The sequence below is a fragment of the Microbacterium sp. PM5 genome, assembly GCF_003293595.1.
Lineage (GTDB): Bacteria > Actinomycetota > Actinomycetes > Actinomycetales > Microbacteriaceae > Microbacterium.
On sequence record NZ_CP022162.1, the window covers coordinates 2,155,796 to 2,174,179 of the forward strand.

Here is an 18,384-nt window from a genome sequence, read left to right on the forward strand (position 1 = left end):
GATCACCGGCCGAGCCAGCCGCCGTCGACGGGGAGGGCGATGCCCGAGACGTAGTCGGAGGCGGGTGCGGCGAGGAAGACGGTGGCGCCCGCGAGGTCGGACGCCTCACCCCAGCGTCCGGCGGGGATGCGCTCGAGGATGGAGCGCGAGCGGTCGATGTCGGCGCGCAGCGCCTCGGTGTTGTCGGTGGCGATGTAGCCGGGGGCGATCGCGTTCACGTTGACGCCGTGCGAGGACCACTCGTTGGAGAGTGCCTTGGTCAGACCGGCGATGCCGGACTTCGCGGCGGCGTACCCGGGAACGTTGATGCCGCCCTGGAAACTCAGCAGCGACGCGGTGAAGATCACCTTGCCGCGTCGGCGCTCGAGCATCTGACGGGCGACGGCCTGGGTGAGTCGGAACTGGCTGGACAGGTTGATCTGGATGACCCGGTCCCACAGTTCCTGCGGGTGCTCGGCGGCGGGGGCTCGTTCGATCGTGCCGGCATTGTTGACGAGGATGTCGACGCGGCGTTCGGCGAGGGTCCGGCCCAGAGCGTCGACGGCATCGACGTCGGCGAAGTCGCACGCGATGCCCTCGAAACGGCGGCCCGTCGCCGTGACGGCGTGCTCGATGTCGCTGCCGGATGCCGGTTGCGAGGCGCTGACGCCGATGATGTCGGCACCGGCCCCGGCGAGGGCCACGGCCATCGCGTATCCGATGCCGCGGCGCGCGCCGGTGACGACAGCCGTCGTTCCCGTCAGGTCGAACAGGTCGCTCATGACTGACCGGCCACGTCGACGAGGATCTTCATGGCACGGCCGGCTTCGAGGTCGGCGAAGGCTTCCGCGGTGTCGCCGAGCGAGACGATGCGCGTGATGAGTCGGTCGGCGGGGATCACACCCTCGGTGATGAGTTCCACCGCCGTCTCGAAGTCGGCGCGCTGGTACACGCGTGCGCCCAGGATGCGAAGTTCGCGCCAGAACACCCGCTGCAGGTCGATCGGACGGGGAGTCGGGTGGATCGCGACCACGACCAGGGTGCCGCGGACTTTGACGAGGTCCGTCGCGCCGAGAACGGCGGGTGCGGCGCCGGAGACCTCGAAGACGACGTCGGCGCCCGCGCCCGCTGTCCACTCCTCGACGGCATCCTTCTGGTCGCGCTCGCGCGGATCGAGGGTCGCGAAGCCGAGCTCGGCGATCTGGGCGCGTCGCTTCTCGTCGAGTTCGATCACGAGCACGTCGGCCCCGGCATGACGGGCGACGGTCGCGATGAGCAGACCGATCGGGCCGCCGCCGATCACGACGGCCTTGTCGCCCGGGACGAGCTCGCTGCGGCGGACATCGTGCACGGCGACGGCGACGGGCTCGATGAGGGCGGCATGGTCGAGCCGTGTGTCCGCGGGCACTCGTACGAGTGCGCGCACGGGCACGTTCCAGCGCTGTTGCAGCGAGCCGGGGGAGTCGATGCCGATGAAGTCGAGGTTCTGGCAGATGTGCTCATTGCCGGCAACGCACGCGGGGCACGTGCCGTCCCAGTCGAGCGGCATGACGGTGACGGCCTCACCCACGTCCCAGCCCGACACCCCCTCGCCGAGCGCGGCAACGGTTCCGCTCATCTCGTGCCCGAAGACGAGCGGCATGCGGACACGCGCGTCCATGTTCCCGTGGAAGATGTGCAGATCGGTGCCGCAGAGGCCGGTGTAGGCGACCGCGAGCTGCACCTCGCCTGCGGCGGGGGGTGTCGCGGGAGCGTCCACGGCGATGAGTTCGCGGTTGCCGGCGTAGGCGAGACCGTTCACGCTGTCGTCCTCTCGAGGGTCGGGGTGGAAGGAAGTCGGTAGAAGGCGCTCGCCGTGCCGCCGAGCGCGGCGTCGCGATCGGCGGCATCCCAGCCGCCGATGATCTCGGTGAGCGCGGCGTGGGCGCGGTGATGCCCGCCGGCGCGCACGACGATGGGCCAGTCGCTGCCGTACATCAGCCGTGCGGGGCCCAGGATCTCGACCGCGTCGTCGATGAACGGACGGATGTCGTCGACCGACCAGGCGGTCGTGTCGCCCTGAGGCGGGTAGAGTCCGGAGAGCTTGGCATGCACGAGCGGGTGCGCGGCGGCATCCCGCAGCAGTTCGCGCCAGCGCAGTCGCTCCTGGGCGGTGCCCCCGATCGGCGGCTTGCCGAGATGGTCGATGACGATCCGCAGCGCGGGATGGCGCCCGGCGAGGCCGGGGATCTCGCCCAGCGCCTCGGCGGAGGAGGTGACGAAGTCGAGCGCGAGGCCGGCCTGCGCCAGCAGGGCGAGCGCGTGGTTCTGCGCCGAGCCGGACAGCCAGCCCGGCTCGCGGTCGTGGATGAGATTGCGGATGCCGACGATCAACGGATCGCCGGCGAAGCTCTCGATGCCGCGCTCGAGGGCCGCGGGGTCGTCCAGCGGCAGCCACGCGACGATGCCGGCCACACGGCGCGGGTGTCGCCGCGCCTCGGAGCGCATGAGCTCCGTGTCGGCCGCGTTGTCGGCGGCCTGGACGAGTACGACGCGGTCGACACCGGCGTGGTCGAGGTCTGCGGCGATGTCATCGATCAAGAGGGTGCGATCGATCGGATGCAGTGCCGACGTGAGCCAGGGGTAGGGAGCCCGGGTCGGGTCCCAGACGTGCAGATGCGCATCGACGATCATGCGGTCTCCAGTTCCGTCCAGGCCTCGTCCGAGATCGGTGTCTCGTACCTGTCGACCGTGCTGTTCACCTGGGCGGCGTTGCGCATGCCCACCACGACCGAGACCACCGCGGGGTCGCGCAGCGGGTACTGCACCGCCGCGTCGGGCAGTGTGATGCCGTGGCGGGTGGTGATGTCGGCGAGGCGCCGTGCGTGGGCGATGACGTCGACGGGCGCGGGCCCGTAATCGTAGGTCGCATCGTCACGGACGATGGGACTGCTGAGCAGGCCCGAGTTGTAGACGGCGGCGGAAACCACGGCGACGCCGCGCTCGTGCGCCAGGGGCAGCATTTCGTCCTGGGCTCGGCGGTCGAGAAGCGTGTGCCGTCCGGCGACCATGACCACGTCGACATCGCAGTGAGCGATGAACTGCGTGAGCATCTCCGCCTGGTTCATTCCGGCGCCGATCGCACGGACCACACCTTGTTCGCGCAGTTCGACGAGCGCATCGATCCCGCTCGTGGACGCCTCGTCCCAGTAGTCGTCCGGATCATGCAGGTAGGCGATGTCGATGCGGTCGAGCCCCAGCCGATCGAGGCTGCCCTCGATGGAGCGGAGCACGCCGTCGCGGGAGAAGTCCCACTTGCGCTGGTGCGTGGCCGGTGCGGCGAAGCCGTTCTCGTCGTCGAGCAGTCCCGCTGCCGCACGGGCGGGGGTGGGGATGAGGGCGCGTCCGACCTTCGTCGAGACGACGAACGCGTCACGCGGCCGGCCCTGCAGCGCCCGTCCGAGGCGCAGCTCCGACAGTCCCACGCCGTAGTGCGGTGCGGTGTCGAAGTAGCGGATGCCGCGGTCCCACGCCGCCTGCACGGCCTCCGCCGCCTCGACGTCGGAGGTCTTGCGATAGAGGTTCCCCAGCTGCGCGGCCCCAAACCCCACTTCGGAGACATCGATACGGCCGCCGATGGCTCGCTGACGCATGTGACCTCCTTGTTCACAAATGATCATACATCACATGTGAGGTCACATCGAGAAGTGCGAACCCGCCTCCTGCCGGTCGCGGCTCAGACGTGCGGCCTGACCAATGGCGCACCCGCGGTGAACGCGTGCGCCGCGAAGCGAACGCCCATCCGCTCGTAGGCGGCGGCGTTCGGGTGAAGCCCGTCGTCGAGGTCAGCCACCTCGGTATCCGGAAGCAGCTCTCGACCGTCGAGGAAGAAGAGTCGCGCATCGTCCGCGCGCGCCGCGAGCACCCGCGCGAGCGCCTCGCGCACGACGCGGAGGTTCATCGCCCCGCGCTCGATCTCCGCCGGCGTCCCCGCGCTGCGTGCGCGGCCGCGATCGTCGAGAACGGTGGGACCCGGCGCCTCTTCGTGGGCCGGGCAGGGTATCGGCCCGAGCATCAGCACCGGCGCCTGTGGATGCCCTTCGCGCACGGTGTCCAGAAATCCATGCAGCACCGGTTCGAACATACGGCGACGCATGAGGTCGCCGTTGACGACGTTGATGCCGATCTCGATGCTGATCGCATCGGCCGGCTGGTCGCGGATCGTTCGAGCGACGAACGGGTCGCCCACCGCGTTGCCGCTGAAGCCGAGGCTGCGCAGGCTGTAGCCGCCGTGCGCCGCGGCGATCGCCGGCCATGTGCGGGTGGGCGCCGACGCTTCTCCGCACTGGCTGATGGACGACCCGTGGTGCACCCAGACGGGTCGATCGTCGCGCGGCGGCGTCACGGGTGCGTCGGCGCAGAGCGCGACGAGCTCGACGGCCGTGGTGTGCGGAAGCCAGATCTCGATCTCGCGCTCGCGTCGAGTGGCGCCGGTGTGGAACGTCACGGCGACGGGCGGGTGCTCCTGGGTCACCGTGCCGTCCGCAGCGACGAGGGTCTGGGCCGCGCCCGGCACGAAGACACGCTCGCGGTGCGCGCCGTCGACGACCAGATCGAGCACCGCCGGCGCTGCCGGGCGTACGCCGGTGTCGATGCCGATGATCGCGAGCTCCAAGGTCACACGCGTCGCCCCCGTGCGAGCGGCGATGCGCACACCGGATGTCATGCCGACGACGAAGTCGAAGACGGGGTCGGGGATCTGCCGTCGCGTCCAGGGCGGAAGCCGCCGTGGGCGGGGGCCGTAGATGCCCGGCACGCTGTCCAGCGCGCCGACGACGGACACCGCCGTCGAGGGAAAAGCGGTCGTGAACACCGTGTTCATCCGTGGGGCGAGTCCGTGCGCGACGTGCCGATGACGGGAGGTGCGGTGACCGTGCGCAGCAGGGTCTCGACCAGGCGATGACGGCGGTCGTCCCCACCCCGGGTCGTCGCCCCTTCGACGAATCGGGGAACGACGGGAGACGCATCGGCATCCTCATCGTCCAGGCTTCCGATGAGGTGACGGGCGGCGCGCTCGCCGACATCCGTCAGCCGAGGATCGATGGATGCCAGGTAGGGATCGATGTCGTCGCCGTAGCCCGCGACGTGGTCATAGCCGACGATCGCGACGTCCTCGGGAACGCGCAGGCCGGCCGCCTCGAACCCCGCGGCCAACCCGATCGCGATGGCATCGCTGCCGGCGAAGACGGCGTCGACGGCCGGCGTGCGAGCGTGGAGGATCTCGGCGGCGAGATGGCCCCATCCCCGGCTGAACGACCCGTGGAGGACGGCGGCCGGCTCGAGGCCCGCCTCGCCGAGCGCAGCAGCGAATCCGCGCGATCGCTCGCGGACGGAGGGGAGGTGCTCCTCGGCGGTGACGTGGGCGATGCGCCGGCGCCCGAGTGCGATGAGGCTCTGCGCGGCCAGCGCGCCCCCCGCACGCTCATCGGGGTGGATGCTGCTGGCATTCGTCGCATGGTGCGGTCCGAACGCATGGACCACCGGCCCGGAGAAGGAGACACCGAGGTCGTCGATCGCGACATCCGGACCCTCCCCGATGACGATGATGCCGTCGACTTGGCGATCGATCATGTGCCGGATGTGGTCGCGGCGCAGGTCCGGCTCGTGCTGAGCGTCGTACAGGACGCTGGCGAGGTCGTGCGCGCTGAGCGCCCGGTTGATGCCGATCAGAACGGGCATGCAGAACGCGCCGGCCGCATTCTCCGCGAGGACGCCGATCGTGCGACTGCGGCCCATGGCGACACTGCGGGCGAGAGCGTTGGGCCGATAGTCGAGGTCGCGGGCGGCCGCGAGCACCCGCTCCCGCGTCGCGTCCGCGACGCGACCGGTGTCGTTCATGACCTGCGATGCGGTCGGCACCGACACGCCGGCGGCACGGGCGACATCGACCAGGCGGGCAGAGCGCTGCGGCATCCTCACCATCCCTCGCTCCCGGTAGGGCACCGGGGCCGTGTTTTCGATGAGCAGTCTATGCCAAAGCGGTTCGGCATAGACTGCTCATGTGTCCAATGATGGTGCCACCGAGATCGCCGTGCACGGCGACGTCCGCTCCGATTTCGCTGCCGTGCGCTCGGCCTTCGCCGACGTCCTCCAGGCCGACCGAGCCGGGGGCGCGCTCTGTGTCGTCCACCGGGGCGAGACCGTCGTCGATCTGTGGGGCGGTGTCGATCCCCTCTCCGGGACGGCGTGGGAGCGCGATTCCACGACGCTCGCGTTCTCGGCGGCCAAGGGCATCGTCGCGATGCTGGTGGCCCAGCAGATCCAGCGGGGAACGATCGATCCCCTGGCGCCCGTCGCGGCCTACTGGCCGGAGTTCGCGGTCGCGGGCAAGGCGTCGATCACGGTCGCCGATGTCCTCACGCACACGGCGGGGATGCCGACGCTTCCGCTCGATGACGCGCGGGATCTTCTCGATCCCGTGCGGTTGGCCGCACGCGCCGCGCAGCGTTCCCCCGACTATCCGCCGGGCAGCGCCCGGGTCTACCACGTGCTCAGTTACGGCCTGCTGGCGGGCGAGATCCTTCGTCGCGTCACCGGTCTCGACGCCGGTGCGCTGCTGCAGCGGGAGATCGCGGCGCCGCTCGGCGCCGACCTCTGGCTGGGTACGCCTCCCGAAGCCGACGGTCGGTTCCGGCCGGTGCTGATGGACCCGATCGTGCCGCCTCCCGAGCCGGGCGGCACCGACTCCGCGTCCGGGGCCGCCTGCCGATCCGCCTACACGAGCACCCTGCAGATCGTGCCCCTCTTCGAGCGGGAGGACGGCGTGCAGGGAACGGAGCTCGTGAACGGCAGCGACTTTCGGAGGGCGCTCGTTCCCGGGGGCGGGCTCGTCGCCACGGCGCGCGGCATCGCGCGCGCCTACGGTGCCTGCGTCGCGCCCGTCAACGGCGTCCGACTGCTCGACGACGACACGGTGGCGAAGGTCTCGGCGGACTGGCTGGACGGCGTGGCCGAGCCGGCATGCAACCCCGCCGCGGCACTGACCACGCGCTGGGGCCTCGGCTTCGAGATCGCTCACGAGCTCTGCCCTATGCTCGGGCCGGGCTCGTTCGGCCACGCCGGCATGGGCGGGCGTCTCGCCTTCGCTCATCCCGGATCACGCACGGGCTTCGCCTTCATCGGTCAGCGGATGCTCTTTCCCGAACCGGGGCGCGACCCACGCTGGCGACGTCTGCTCGACGCGCTGGCGCCGGCGCTCGGCTGAACGGGGGGGGTGCTCGCGGCATCCGCCGGGGGTGGATGCCGCGAGCAGCTCATCCGTGCGCCGCTGCGCTCCGCGCGGCCTTCTCGCGTTCGAGCTGCGCCAGTCCGCGATAGTCGGGATCGGGATCGCTCGCCGCGTGGGCGGTGCGGACCGCCGCGCGCACGCGCTCGGGCGTGAACACCGCGGGGTGTGCCGTGCGTATCCGCCAGATCTCGTGCTCGCCCGGCAGGAGGGTGATCACGTTGCGGTCGGCGTGCGCGTCGGGGTCGAGAGCATCGACGAGCAGCGTCACGTCGCGCAGGAGCGTGTGCGCGTCGATGCGGATGCCGACACCGTCCGGCGCGACCTCTACGTTCAGCTCGAACGCCGGAACGCGATCGGGAAACTGCCGGTCGGTCCCGCCGAGCAGCGAGCTGCGGGTCGGACCGTCCGGCGCGAGCGCCGTGGCGATCAGGAGTTCGTCGGGCGCGAGCGCGGCGGCGATCACGGAGAGGTCTACGCGGGTCGAGCGATGCGGTTCTGCGACGACACGGAGTGAGCACCGCTCGACCAGACTGTCCGGACGCCAGCGCTGCACGTCGACGTCCACCGACCAGACCGTGCTCGTGCTGTTGCACACGAACAGCGCCGGAACACCGTCTTCGTGGCGCAGCACCACGATGCGATCGCGATGCGCCTCGCGCACGGCGTAGGCGACGGGCTTGAACCGATCGTTCACGTCGATCATCGACCAGGACAACGCGGGCCAGCAGTCGTTGAGCTGCCACACGATCGTTCCGCGGCAGAAGGGTTCCAGAGAGCGGAACCGTTCCACGCCGTACCGCACCGCCCGCGCCTGATCGAGTTGGGCGAGCCAGTACCACTCGTCGAAAGCACGCGGGACGCCGAAGTGCGCCGCGAGCACGTCGTTGATGCGCTCCGTTCCGCCCTCGGCCTTCTGCCGCTGCACCGTTCCGGGGGAGAACGGAGCGGGATCCGCATCGTGCGTCACGGCGTCGAAGGTCACACGTGCGGGAGGACCCTGGAAGCCGAACTCCGAGACGAAACGCGGCCTGACGTCGTCGTAGGCGCGATAGTCGTCGGGTATCCACCAGTGCACGACACCCCGTGTCGGATCGTTGGGATCGTCCCACCGCCCGCCCGAGGACGGACTGCCGATGAGGTACGTGCGCCCCGGGTCGAGCTCGGCGGTGACTGTCGGCAGGAGGTCGGTGTAGAACCCTTCGCCCCAGGTCGCGCCGTCGAGGGCATGCTCCCAGTCGTGCAGGAACCAGAACCAGAGGTTCTCGTTGTTGCCGTTCCACAGCGCCAGGCTCGGATGGGGCATGAGGCGGGTGATGTTCTCGCGCACCTCCGCCTCGACCTCGGTGCGTAGCGGCTCCTCCTCCGGGTAGGCCGCGCACGCGAAGAGGAAGTCCTGCCAGACGAGCATTCCGGCCTCATCGCACGCTCGGTAGAACTCGTCGGACTCGAAGACGCCACCTCCCCAGACCCGCAGGAGGTTCGCCCCCAGGTCGCGGGCCTCCGCGACACGTCGACGCACGTCGTCCTCTGTCACCGCGGCGAGCGACGTGTCGTCGGGGATCCAATTGAACCCGCGGACGTACAGCGGCACGTCGTTGACGGTGATGCCGAAGCTACGCCCGACCTCGTCGTCGACCTGCTCGACGACGAGGTCGCGGAAGCCGACGCGACGCGTCTGCGTGTCGAGCACGTCGCCATCCGAGGTCGTCAGGGTGACGACCAGATCGTGCAGGGTCTGCGGGCCGAGTCCTGCGGGCCACCAGCGCTCTGGCGCGGGAACGTCGAGGCGAGCATGCGCGCGGACGGCGCCGGGTTCGACGTCCACCTGGACGCCGACGTCCCCGATCCTGGCGATCATGATGAGGGCTGAGTCGGAGCCGACCGCACCCGAGCGCTCCAGTTCGACATCCAGGTCGACGACGCCGTCCACGCCGTCCAGGCGAATCGTCGGTCGCAGCGCGCTCAGACGGGCGGTCGACCAGGCTTCGATCTCGACGCGGCGCCAGATTCCCGACCCGGGCAGCGCGGGGCCCCAGTCCCAGCCGAACGCGCAGGCGTTCTTGCGGATGAACGGAGACAGATCGCTGAAGACGCTCCATCGTGCGCCGAGACGGTCGCGTTCGGCGGTGGCGACCGCCACGGGCGAGTCGATGTCGATGCGCAGGGCGACGGCATCCGCGGCGAGCTCCGGGACGGGGACGCGCCACGTGCGGTGCATGTTGCTGAGGCGGGCGCGCTCGTCGCCGTCGACCCGCAGCACCGCATGTGTATCGACGCCGTGGAGAACGAGGTCGATGCGTTCCGCGGTGGTGTCGATCTGCTCGAGAGTGGTCTCGTACGACCAGTCGGACTGTCCGATCCACGCCAGCCGGCGCTCGTTGTCGCCCTCGTGGGGGTCGTCGATCGCGCCCGCGCTGCGCAAGGCCATGTGGACGTCGCCGGGAACGGGGGCGGCAAAGCGACGCGGGGTGCCGTCGGGTGCGTGGGCGACCGCATCCGGCACCGGGCCGGACAGGGCGGTGAGCTGCCACGTGGCAGGGGTGGGTAGGCGCAGGAGCACGTGTTTTCATCCTTGAAGTCGGTCGCTCGGAGGCGGATGTGGTGATGCGGTCTTGCATCGTCGGCCCTTCGGGGGCTATCGTGCAAAAGCGCTTTGGCATCCCGATGAGTTCAAAGTACAACACGCACCGAGTGTCGGCAATCCGGCACCAGAAAGAGGAGTTTCGATGAAGAGACCACTCCGCATCCGAGGTTGGGTGGGCGCTGCAGCCCTCCTCGGCCTCGCATCGACCGGGCTCACCGCATGCAGCGGCGGCGCGAGCCCTGACCCGACCGGCCCCGTCGAGATCGTCATCGGCAATCAGCCGGCCGCGACCGAGACGGCGCGACTCGCGCAGTTCAACGCGCTCGTGGAGACCTTTAAGAAGGACCACCCGACGTACGTCGTCACCACGACCGAGGACGGTTGGGACGCTCAGACGTTCTCCGCCCGCCTCGCCGCCGGCGACCTTCCCACCGTCATGGGCGTGCCCTTCACGGAGATCCGCGGCCTCATCGAGCGCAAGCAGGTCGCCGACATCACGGATGCCGTCGACCAGCTCGGTGTCACCGCGAAGCTCAATCCGCAGCTGGTCGATCTGGTCAGCGCCGACGGGCGCTCCTACGGCGTTCCGACGATGGCGTACGCCATGGGGCTGGTGTACAACCGCGCCCTGTTCACGGCCGCGGGCCTCGATCCCGACTCCCCGCCCACGACGTGGGACGAGGTGCGCACGGCAGCCAAGACGATTCACGACAAGACCGGCGCCTACGGTTTCGCACAGGTCACCACCGACAACCAGGGCGGCTGGGTGCTGGGAGCCGAGGCGGCGTCGCGGGGCGGATCCCTCGTGAACGACAAGGGCGATCAAATCACCTTCGATGACAGTGCGACGACCGACGCGCTGCGCCTCATCCACGACATGCGCTGGACCGACGCCAGTATGTCGCCGAACGGGCTCATGGCGGCGCTCGACCTGGCGCAGGCATTCGCCGGCCGCCAGGTGGGGATGTTCGTCCTCCAGTCGGATGCCTATCGTCCGCTGACCGAACAGCTGGGCTTCCCCGGTTCCGACTTCGGCTTCGCGGCGATGCCGACCGCCACCGCCGGCCAGGCACCCGTCACGCTGTCCGGCGGCAACATCGAGGTCGTGCGCCCCGACGCATCTCCGGCACAGGTGAAGGCCGCCGTCGAGTGGGTGCAGCTGTCCGCTCTGGCGAAGTACGAGAGCAAGGATGCGGCACAGGCCGACGCGAAGGCCCTGGCCACGCAGGGCTCGGCCGTCGCGATCCCGGGCCTGCCCGTGGTCACCAGCGCGGCGTACGACCAGTACCTGTCCTGGATCTCCGACCTCAACAACGTTCCGCTGGCGAACTTCCGGCCCTACCTCGACAAGGTCGCCGAGCAGAAGGTGCAGTCGGAACCGCCTGTGAAGGGCCAGGACATCTACGCGACGCTCGATCCGGTCGTGCAGGCCGTCATCACCGACCAGAACGCCGACATCGGCACCCTGGTATCCGACGCGGCGAAGAAGGCGCAGGCCGTCTTGTCCCGGTGAGCACCGCGCTCGCCCGCGGTGGGGCGGCGGCGCGCCGCCCCACCGCACCCCTCTCGACACCGACGGAGTCCCGCATGTCCGCCCGCTCTCGACGCCACCGGCGCAGCGATCTGGTCGCCCTCGCGATCGCCGCGCCGACGATCGTCGTCTTCGCCGCCTTCTCCTGGTGGCCCATCGTCCTCGGCGCGCTGATGAGCTTTCAGCGCACGACCTTCATCGGCCCCGTCGACTGGGTCGGGTGGGACAACTTCGTCTATGTGCTCGAGGACCCGCAGCTCGCTCAGGCGGTCGTGAACACGCTCTGGTTCACCGCGCTCGCGATCGTGTTCGGATTTCCGCTGCCCCTGGCGCTCGCCGTCGTGATCTCGACGGTGCGGGCGCGCGCCCGCGGGGCGTATGCGGCGCTCGCCTACTTCCCGGTGATCGTTCCGCCCGTCGTCGCGATTCTGCTGTGGCGGTTCGCGTACGACCCGGCGCCGACGGGCCTGTTCAACAGCGCGTTGCGGCCACTCGGAGTGGGCCCGTTCGCCTGGCTCAACGATGCCGCGCTGGCGATGCCGTCCATCGTGCTTCAGGCGACCTGGGCCGCTGCCGGGACGAGCGTCCTCGTCTACCTCGCGGCGCTGACCGCCGTGCGACCCGAGCTGTACGAAGCCGCCACGCTGGACGGCGCCGGTGTGTGGGGGCGAATCTGGCATGTGACGCTTCCGCAGATGCGCACGATCATCCTGATCATGCTGCTGCTCCAGCTCATCGGGGCCGCACAGGTATTCACCGAACCCTTCCTCATGACCTCCGGCGGACCGCAGAACGCCACGCTGACCGTGCTTCTGCTCATGTACCGCTACGCGTTCGGCGGGTCGGCGGATTACGGCGCGGCGACAGCGCTCGGAGTGCTCCTCGCGGTCGTGCTCGCCGTGCTCTCCACCGTCTACCTCCGACTCACCAGGAGGTGGCAAGAGTGAGCGAGGTCGCGATCCTCACCCCGGCCGAGCGCCGCCGCCGCGGCGTCGCGGTACCGCTGTTCGTCGTGCATGCGCTCGTTCTCGTCGGTCTCGCGGTCGCCGGACTCGGCCCTCTGCTGTGGCTCGTCGCCGCATCGCTCGGAGAGACGGGCGACGTGCTCGCCGACCCGCTCGGCGTGTTCGCCCGGATGACCGAGTGGCAGCACTACGTCGACGCCTTCCGTGGCGTCGACACGGCGCGTCTGCTCGGTAACACCCTCGTGCTCGCCGCAGGTTCCGCCGCTGTGACGGTGGTGGTCGCCCTGAGCGCCGGATACGTCATCGCGATCATGCGCCCCCGATGGGCTCCGATCTTCTCGGCCGCGGTGCTCGCCACCATCTTCCTCCCGGCGATCGTGTCGTTCGTTCCGCTCTACCTGACCGTCGTCGACCTGTTCGGGACCGGTGTCTCGCTGCAGAACACCTATTGGGCCGTGTGGCTGCCCGCGGCGGCCAACGCGTTCGCGGTGCTGCTGGTCACGGGCTTCCTGCGAGGCCTGCCGCGCGAGCTCATCGAGGCCGCGCAGATCGACGGGGCCGGTCCCCTCCGGATCATGTGGAGCGTGGTCCTGCCGCTTGCGCGCCCGATCCTCGGCGTCGTCGCCCTGCTCGCGGCGATCGGAGCCTGGAAGGACTATCTCTGGCCGTCGCTGGTGCTCACCGACCCGAAGCTGCGCCCGATCTCGGTGGCGCTGCCGATGCTCGAGCGGACGAACGAGTTGACGACGTTCTTCGCGATCCTCGTGGTCGCCGCTGTCGTGCCCATCGCACTCTTCCTCGTCTTCCAGCGGCCGCTTCTCGCGAATGCGGGATTCTCGGCCGGCATGAAGGACTGAGGATCGCACTCCGTCCGCAACGGTGCGGACGGTGCACCTGAAGGAGAACCCATGAAACGACGGATCGTCCCCCTCCGTCTGCGCATCGCGAGCGCTCGCCCGCGGCCCCGGACGCTCGGCCGTCTCGCGCTCGCAGCGGCGATCGTCGCCGGCGGCCTGACGGCCGGCGCCGTGTCGGCCCCCGCCGCGATCGCGGCCGGAACGACCTATTACATCGACAGCGCGACCGGCAATGACGCCGCGGCGGGCACCAGCCCGGCGACGGCGTGGAAGTCCCTCGCCGCGGCCACGTCGCGCACGTTCGCGGCGGGAGACAGCATCCTGCTCGCACGCGGTGGTGCGTGGAGCGGTCAGCTCGCGCCCAAGGGCTCCGGTGCGTCGGGGGCGCCGATCACGATCTCGGCCTATGGCACCGGCGCGGCGCCGTCGATCTCGGGTGCACCGCTGGCGACCGGCGGCGCCGTCCAGCTCGAGAACCAGAGCTGGTGGACCATCGAGAATCTCGCCATCACGAACAACTCCGGCACCGACAACTTCGGCGCGACGACGCCGGGCACCGCGCGCGCCGGCATCCAGGTGCGAAACTCCGCGGGCAACACGACCCTGCGGGGGATCGTCATCCGCGGCAACACCGTGAGCGACGTGAACGGGTGCTTCGCATGCAGCGGCCTCGACGCCCATGACAACGGTGGCATCGTCGTCGACACGACCGCCATGGGTGCCAACTTCGACGGCGTGCTCATCGAGAACAACCACGTCGAGAACGTCGGCCGCACGGGCATCGTCGTCTGGGACAACAGCTACTTCACGACCAGCCAGACGGTCGTCGTGCAGTCCGCACTCACGTCGAACGTGCGCGTTCGCGCCAACACCGTCATCGATCCCGACAGCGACGGCATCCTCGCCTTCGGAACCGACGGCGCCGTGCTGGAGAGCAACGTGGTGCGCGGTGCCGGTCAGCGCACCTTCGAGGGGTCGGACATGCCCGCATCCGCCGGCATCTGGCCCACCCGGGGCATGAACACGCTCGTGCAGTTCAACGAGGTGTCCGGCACGCGCCTCCACAAGACGGACGGCCAGGGCTTCGACGTCGACATGGGCAGCACGAACACGCGCGTTCAGTACAACTACTCTCACGACAACGAGGGCGGCTTCCTCCTGCTGATGGGCGGCTTCTCGAGCGATGTCGTCGTGCGCGACAATCTGTCGATCAACGACGCGTGGGGCGGTCAGAAGGGCGTCATCACGTTCTCGTGGGGTGTGCCGGCGCCGGTGCGCATCTACAACAACACCATCGTGATCCCCCCGGGTTCTCCGGCCAAGCCGATCTACTGCGACGGGGATGCCGGGGCGTGCGCGTCCTCGACGCCCGGCCAGTGGTGGTTCACGAACAACATCGTCGACAACCGCGGCACGGGGGAGTACACCTACCCGGGCCTGGGGACGAACGCGGTCTTCTCGTCGAACCTCTTCTCGGGGAACCATCCAGTGAGTGAGCCGGCGGACGCGGCGAAGATCACCGCCGATCCCGGGTTCGTCGCTCCGGGGACGACGGGTGACGGCATCGGCGTGGCGAACGCGTACAAGCTGACGGCTGGATCCCCGGCGATCTCCAGCGGCGCCGTACAGTCCGCCAACGGGCTGCGCGACTTCTTCGGCAACGCGGTCTCGCCCACCGCGGCACCCTCACGCGGCTTCCATGAGGCCGCACCGCCGACGCCCGCCCCGGCGCTGTTCGATCCGGCGGCGGACTGGAGCATCAGCACCGCGCGATCGGCGAACATCGTCATCGACACGACGGGGCCGCTGTCGAACATGGCCGGCGACGCGGCGCGGTTCAAGCGCAGCAACAACGCCGCCGGCTGGATCCGGTGGGATGCGGCACCGGGCAAGGTCGTGACCCTCACGACCTTCCACTTCTCGCAGCCGCCGTCGGCGATCACGATCGTGGCACTGGACGCCTCGGGGGTCGAGACCGCCGTGCCGACGACGGCGACGGCCGCGGTCGCGACGACCAACGGATGGACCACGCGCACCATCACGAGCGGGGCGCTGCCGGCGGCGACCCGAGCCGTCGAGGTGCGCTTCGGGCCGGTCTCCGCCTGGGGCATCCAGGTCGGCGACGTCACGATCAATTGATGACCCCTCGGCGGCGGTGGCGGACCCGAACCCGCCGCCGCCGAGGCGACCACGCTCCACCGGAGGCGATGATGATCGAGCACGCTCTGATGCTGCGCGCACCCCGCAGCGACGACCGCGTGGTCATCGATGGTGCGCCGCGATTCACCCGGATCATCGAGATTCCTGCGCGACACGGCCCCGTGGTCACCGCTCGGCTCGCCGTCACCGCGGAGGGTCTCGTGGAGCCCGCCATCGACGGCGTCGGTGTGGGCTGCGACGTGCTGAGCCCGGGATGGACCTCCTACCCGTGGCGGCTGCGGGTGGCCACCCACGACGTGACGGCGATGATCGTCGCCGGTGCCCGTCACGAGCTGCAGCTCACCGCGGGCCGGGGATGGTACTGCGGCCGTCTGGGCTGGTGGGGTGCGGAGCGTCTCTACGGTGACGAGCCGGGTGTGGCGGCCGCGCTGGAGATCACCTTCGCGGACGGCTCGACGCTCGGCGTGGTCACGGACGCGACGTGGGACGTCACCGCGTCGGCTGTCGTCCGTGACGATCTGTACGACGGGCAGACCATCGACCTCACCCGGGACGGCGGCCCCTCGCATCCCCCCGACACGGAACGGATCGACGCGACGCGGCTCGTGCCGAGGCTCGGCCCGCCGATCGTGCGACACGAGCTCATCTCACCCGCGGAGATGTCGACCGACGGGCCCGACGCGGCGATCGTCGACTTCGGTCAGAACCTCGTCGGGTGGACGCGACTGCGCGTGCAGGGCCCGCGCGGTCACGTCCTCCGCATCCGTCATGCCGAGGTGCTCGAACACGGAACGCTCGCCACGAGACCGCTGCGTTCGGCCCGCGCCGAAGACATCGTGACGCTGAGCGGCGGCGAGGACGTCATCGAGCCGACGTTCACCTTCCACGGCTTCCGGTACGCCCGCATCGAAGGGTGGGATGCCGTCGAGGGGTCGGTCGAGGCGGTGGTCGTCGGCAGCGACCTCGAACGCACGGGACGCTTCTCCTGCGGTGATGCCCTCCTCGACAGGTTCCACCAGAACGTCGTGTGGAGCCTTCGCGGCAACACCGTCGGCCTCCCCACCGACTGTCCGCAGCGCGATGAACGCCTGGGATGGACCGGCGACATCGCGGTCTTCGCACCCACGGCCTGCTTCCTGTTCGACATGTCGGCCTTCCTGCGCGACTGGCTCGCCGATCTGCGGGCGGAGCAGCGGGCCGCACAGGGTCGCGTGCCGTACGTCGTACCGGATGTGCTGCGCAGCTGGACGGTCGATCCGGGTGCCGAGCCGGAGTCCGCGGCGATCTGGAGCGACGCCGCCGTGTGGGTGCCGTGGGCGATATGGGAGGCCTACGGCGATGTCGCCGTGCTGGAGGAGAGCTACGAGAGCATGTCCGCACACGTCGAGCGTGTGTGCGGACGGCTCTCCGCGCGCGGCGTGTGGGAGGGCGACTTCCAGTTCGGCGACTGGCTCGATCCGACGGCACCACCCGACGATCCGTTCGCCGCGGTCGCCGATCGCGATGTGATCGCCACCGCGGCTCTGTATCGGAGCATCGCCATCGTGGCGCAGACGGCGCGCGTTCTGGGGAGAGCGGAGGACGCCCGCGACGCCGAGCTGCGGGCCGATCGTCTGCGGCGCGACTTCGCACGGGTCTACGCCACGGCGAACGGGCGCCTGCACTCGGACGCCCCGGCCGTCTACGCCCTCGCGATCGTCTCCGGTGTGCTGACAGCGGATGCCGCGCGTGCAGCCGGCCGCCGCCTCGCCGAACTGGTTCGCGCCGCCGGTCACCGCGTCAACGCCGGCTTCGCGGGCGCGCCGTACCTCTGCGACGCGCTCACGCGCACCGGCCACCTCGACGACGCGCACGCGCTGATGCTCAACGTGAACCCGCCGTCCTGGCTCGCCCCCGTGGCGCAGGGCGCGACGACGATCTGGGAGCGGTGGGACTCGCTGCTGCCCGACGGCAGCGTGAACCCCGGGGAGATGACGAGCTTCAACCACTACGCCCTCGGCGCGGTCGCCGACTGGATGCATCGCGTCATCGGCGGTCTCGTCCCGGCGGCGCCGGGGTGGGCTCGGGTGCGCATCGACCCCCGTCCGCCGCTGGGCCTCCCCTGGGCATCGACGAGCATCGACTCTCCGCACGGGCGCATCGCGCTCTCCTGGTGGCGAGACGGGGAGGGCGCTCTGCGCGCCGAGTACGAGGCTCCGAACGGCGTCGAGGTCGACATCGCGCCGGCAATGGCCGGTCGGGTGAAACGCGTCGACGTCGTCACGCGGGCCGCGCCGCACCGCGTCGACGGGTGAGGCGGCCGCCGCGATCTCAGCCCGCGGCGGCCGACTCCACGATCGACAGTCCGCGCCCGCGCAGGCGCAGGCGGTCCTCGGACAGCGAAGCGAGCAGCCGGTCGCGCGTGCCGCGGGCGTGCGCGACGACGAGCGCCCGTGCGCGCTCGGCATCCCGGGCGGCGACCGCGGTCACGATCTCCCGGTGTTCGGCGGCCGCCTGGGCCCGGGAGGCGGCGCTGCGTACCTCGAGCCACCGCGTGCGGCTGAGGCGCAGAAGCGTGCCGGCGATCGCGTCGACCAGGAACGGGTTGCGCGACAGTCGTGCGAGGGCGACGTGGAAGTCGCTGCCGTCGCGCAGGACCGCGTCGGCATCGTCGTGCTCGCCGCCGGCGCGAGCGATCGCATCGAGGCTTTCGAGGTCCGCATCCTCGGCACGGTCCACGGCGAGCGCCACGACCGCGGTCTCGAGGGCCTCGCGGTACTCCATGAGCGCACGGATCTCGCTGAGGTCGATCGGAGTGACCCGCCAGGTGCGGGCGTCGCGAAGCGTCAGGCCTTCGTTCTCGAGGCGCATGAGGGCGGCGCGGATGGGGGTGCGGGATGCGCCCAGCATCGACTCGAGGCCCCGTTCACTCAGCCGCTCACCCGGCAACAGGTCGAGGGACAGGATGGCGGCGCGAAGGCGCTCGTACGGACCGCTCGTCTCGGGGGAGGTGGTCATCATCGCTCCTCTGGTGCACCAAAGTGGTATACCAGAGTGTACCC

The 18,384-nt window shown here is 70.3% G+C and carries 14 protein-coding genes; 6 read left to right on the forward strand and 8 right to left on the reverse strand.

Translation table 11 applies throughout. From position 1 onward, the window contains the following. Nucleotides 1-2 precede the first annotated feature (2 nt). The 6 genes from CEP17_RS10485 to CEP17_RS10510 all read right to left on the reverse strand — a co-directional run bounded on the left by CEP17_RS10485 (nt 3) and on the right by CEP17_RS10510 (nt 5,931). Entirely contained in the window at nt 3-761 is a 759-nt protein-coding gene (locus tag CEP17_RS10485) for an SDR family NAD(P)-dependent oxidoreductase (RefSeq protein ID WP_112932188.1), read from the reverse strand. After that, nucleotides 758-1,780, reverse strand: coding sequence for an alcohol dehydrogenase catalytic domain-containing protein (locus CEP17_RS10490; protein ID WP_112932189.1), 1,023 nt, complete (start codon nt 1,778-1,780; stop codon nt 758-760). Before CEP17_RS10490 ends, CEP17_RS10485 begins: the two co-directional genes overlap by 4 nt. Further along, nucleotides 1,777-2,652: an amidohydrolase family protein gene (locus tag CEP17_RS10495; RefSeq protein WP_112932190.1), complete on the reverse strand. Its 876-nt coding sequence runs from the start codon at nt 2,650-2,652 to the stop codon at nt 1,777-1,779. Before CEP17_RS10495 ends, CEP17_RS10490 begins: the two co-directional genes overlap by 4 nt. Next, nucleotides 2,649-3,611, reverse strand: a complete 963-nt coding sequence (locus CEP17_RS10500; protein ID WP_112932191.1) for an aldo/keto reductase — start codon at nt 3,609-3,611, stop codon at nt 2,649-2,651. Before CEP17_RS10500 ends, CEP17_RS10495 begins: the two co-directional genes overlap by 4 nt. A gap of 83 nt (nt 3,612-3,694) precedes the next feature. Then, on the reverse strand, nt 3,695-4,831 hold the full coding sequence (locus tag CEP17_RS10505) for a GDSL-type esterase/lipase family protein (RefSeq protein ID WP_204359825.1): 1,137 nt from the start codon (nt 4,829-4,831) through the stop codon (nt 3,695-3,697). A gap of 5 nt (nt 4,832-4,836) precedes the next feature. Beyond that, nucleotides 4,837-5,931, reverse strand: a complete 1,095-nt coding sequence (locus CEP17_RS10510) for a LacI family DNA-binding transcriptional regulator (RefSeq protein ID WP_162722435.1) — start codon at nt 5,929-5,931, stop codon at nt 4,837-4,839. 88 nt (nt 5,932-6,019) lie between these two features. Here CEP17_RS10510 and CEP17_RS10515 point away from each other — a divergent pair, with 88 nt between their 5' ends. Next, nucleotides 6,020-7,222, forward strand: coding sequence for a serine hydrolase domain-containing protein (locus CEP17_RS10515; RefSeq protein ID WP_112932193.1), 1,203 nt, complete (start codon nt 6,020-6,022; stop codon nt 7,220-7,222). A 49-nt stretch (nt 7,223-7,271) separates the two neighbouring features. Here the strand turns inward: CEP17_RS10515 and CEP17_RS10520 are convergent, their stop codons facing one another. Continuing rightward, entirely contained in the window at nt 7,272-9,806 is a 2,535-nt protein-coding gene (locus tag CEP17_RS10520; RefSeq protein ID WP_112932194.1) for a glycoside hydrolase family 2 protein, read from the reverse strand. A 166-nt stretch (nt 9,807-9,972) separates the two neighbouring features. Between CEP17_RS10520 and CEP17_RS10525 the strand changes: the two genes are divergently transcribed. The 5 genes from CEP17_RS10525 to CEP17_RS10545 all read left to right on the forward strand — a co-directional run bounded on the left by CEP17_RS10525 (nt 9,973) and on the right by CEP17_RS10545 (nt 17,637). Next, nucleotides 9,973-11,343 carry an extracellular solute-binding protein gene (locus CEP17_RS10525; protein ID WP_112932195.1) on the forward strand — a complete coding sequence of 457 codons (1,371 nt, stop codon included), beginning with the start codon at nt 9,973-9,975 and terminating at the stop codon, nt 11,341-11,343. A 74-nt stretch (nt 11,344-11,417) separates the two neighbouring features. Continuing rightward, the gene (locus CEP17_RS10530; RefSeq protein ID WP_112932196.1) at nt 11,418-12,308 is read left to right on the forward strand and encodes a sugar ABC transporter permease; all 891 of its coding nucleotides are present in this window, start codon (nt 11,418-11,420) and stop codon (nt 12,306-12,308) included. Continuing rightward, entirely contained in the window at nt 12,305-13,183 is an 879-nt protein-coding gene (locus CEP17_RS10535) for a carbohydrate ABC transporter permease (RefSeq protein WP_239498508.1), read from the forward strand. Before CEP17_RS10530 ends, CEP17_RS10535 begins: the two co-directional genes overlap by 4 nt. 51 nt (nt 13,184-13,234) lie before the next feature. Beyond that, the gene (locus tag CEP17_RS10540) at nt 13,235-15,322 is read left to right on the forward strand and encodes a right-handed parallel beta-helix repeat-containing protein (RefSeq protein ID WP_112932197.1); all 2,088 of its coding nucleotides are present in this window, start codon (nt 13,235-13,237) and stop codon (nt 15,320-15,322) included. A gap of 71 nt (nt 15,323-15,393) precedes the next feature. Then, nucleotides 15,394-17,637 carry an alpha-L-rhamnosidase gene (locus CEP17_RS10545; RefSeq protein ID WP_162722436.1) on the forward strand — a complete coding sequence of 748 codons (2,244 nt, stop codon included), beginning with the start codon at nt 15,394-15,396 and terminating at the stop codon, nt 17,635-17,637. 16 nt (nt 17,638-17,653) lie between these two features. On the opposite strand, the gene CEP17_RS10550 is transcribed toward CEP17_RS10545, so the two are convergent. Next, nucleotides 17,654-18,340: a GntR family transcriptional regulator gene (locus tag CEP17_RS10550; protein ID WP_112932199.1), complete on the reverse strand. Its 687-nt coding sequence runs from the start codon at nt 18,338-18,340 to the stop codon at nt 17,654-17,656. Nucleotides 18,341-18,384 lie beyond the last annotated feature (44 nt).

Excerpts from the sequence above, each read along its gene's own strand:
- CEP17_RS10485 (WP_112932188.1), bottom strand. The coding sequence starts at position 761 with ATGAGCGACCTGTTCGACCTGACGGGAACGACGGCTGTCGTCACCGGC.
- CEP17_RS10495 (WP_112932190.1), bottom strand. The coding sequence starts at position 2,652 with ATGATCGTCGATGCGCATCTGCACGTCTGGGACCCGACCCGGGCTCCC.
- CEP17_RS10500 (WP_112932191.1), bottom strand. The coding sequence starts at position 3,611 with ATGCGTCAGCGAGCCATCGGCGGCCGTATCGATGTCTCCGAAGTGGGG.
- CEP17_RS10510 (WP_162722435.1), bottom strand. The coding sequence starts at position 5,931 with ATGCCGCAGCGCTCTGCCCGCCTGGTCGATGTCGCCCGTGCCGCCGGC.
- CEP17_RS10525 (WP_112932195.1), top strand. The coding sequence starts at position 9,973 with ATGAAGAGACCACTCCGCATCCGAGGTTGGGTGGGCGCTGCAGCCCTC.
- CEP17_RS10530 (WP_112932196.1), top strand. The coding sequence starts at position 11,418 with ATGTCCGCCCGCTCTCGACGCCACCGGCGCAGCGATCTGGTCGCCCTC.
- CEP17_RS10540 (WP_112932197.1), top strand. The coding sequence starts at position 13,235 with ATGAAACGACGGATCGTCCCCCTCCGTCTGCGCATCGCGAGCGCTCGC.
- CEP17_RS10545 (WP_162722436.1), top strand. The coding sequence starts at position 15,394 with ATGATCGAGCACGCTCTGATGCTGCGCGCACCCCGCAGCGACGACCGC.
- CEP17_RS10550 (WP_112932199.1), bottom strand. The coding sequence starts at position 18,340 with ATGACCACCTCCCCCGAGACGAGCGGTCCGTACGAGCGCCTTCGCGCC.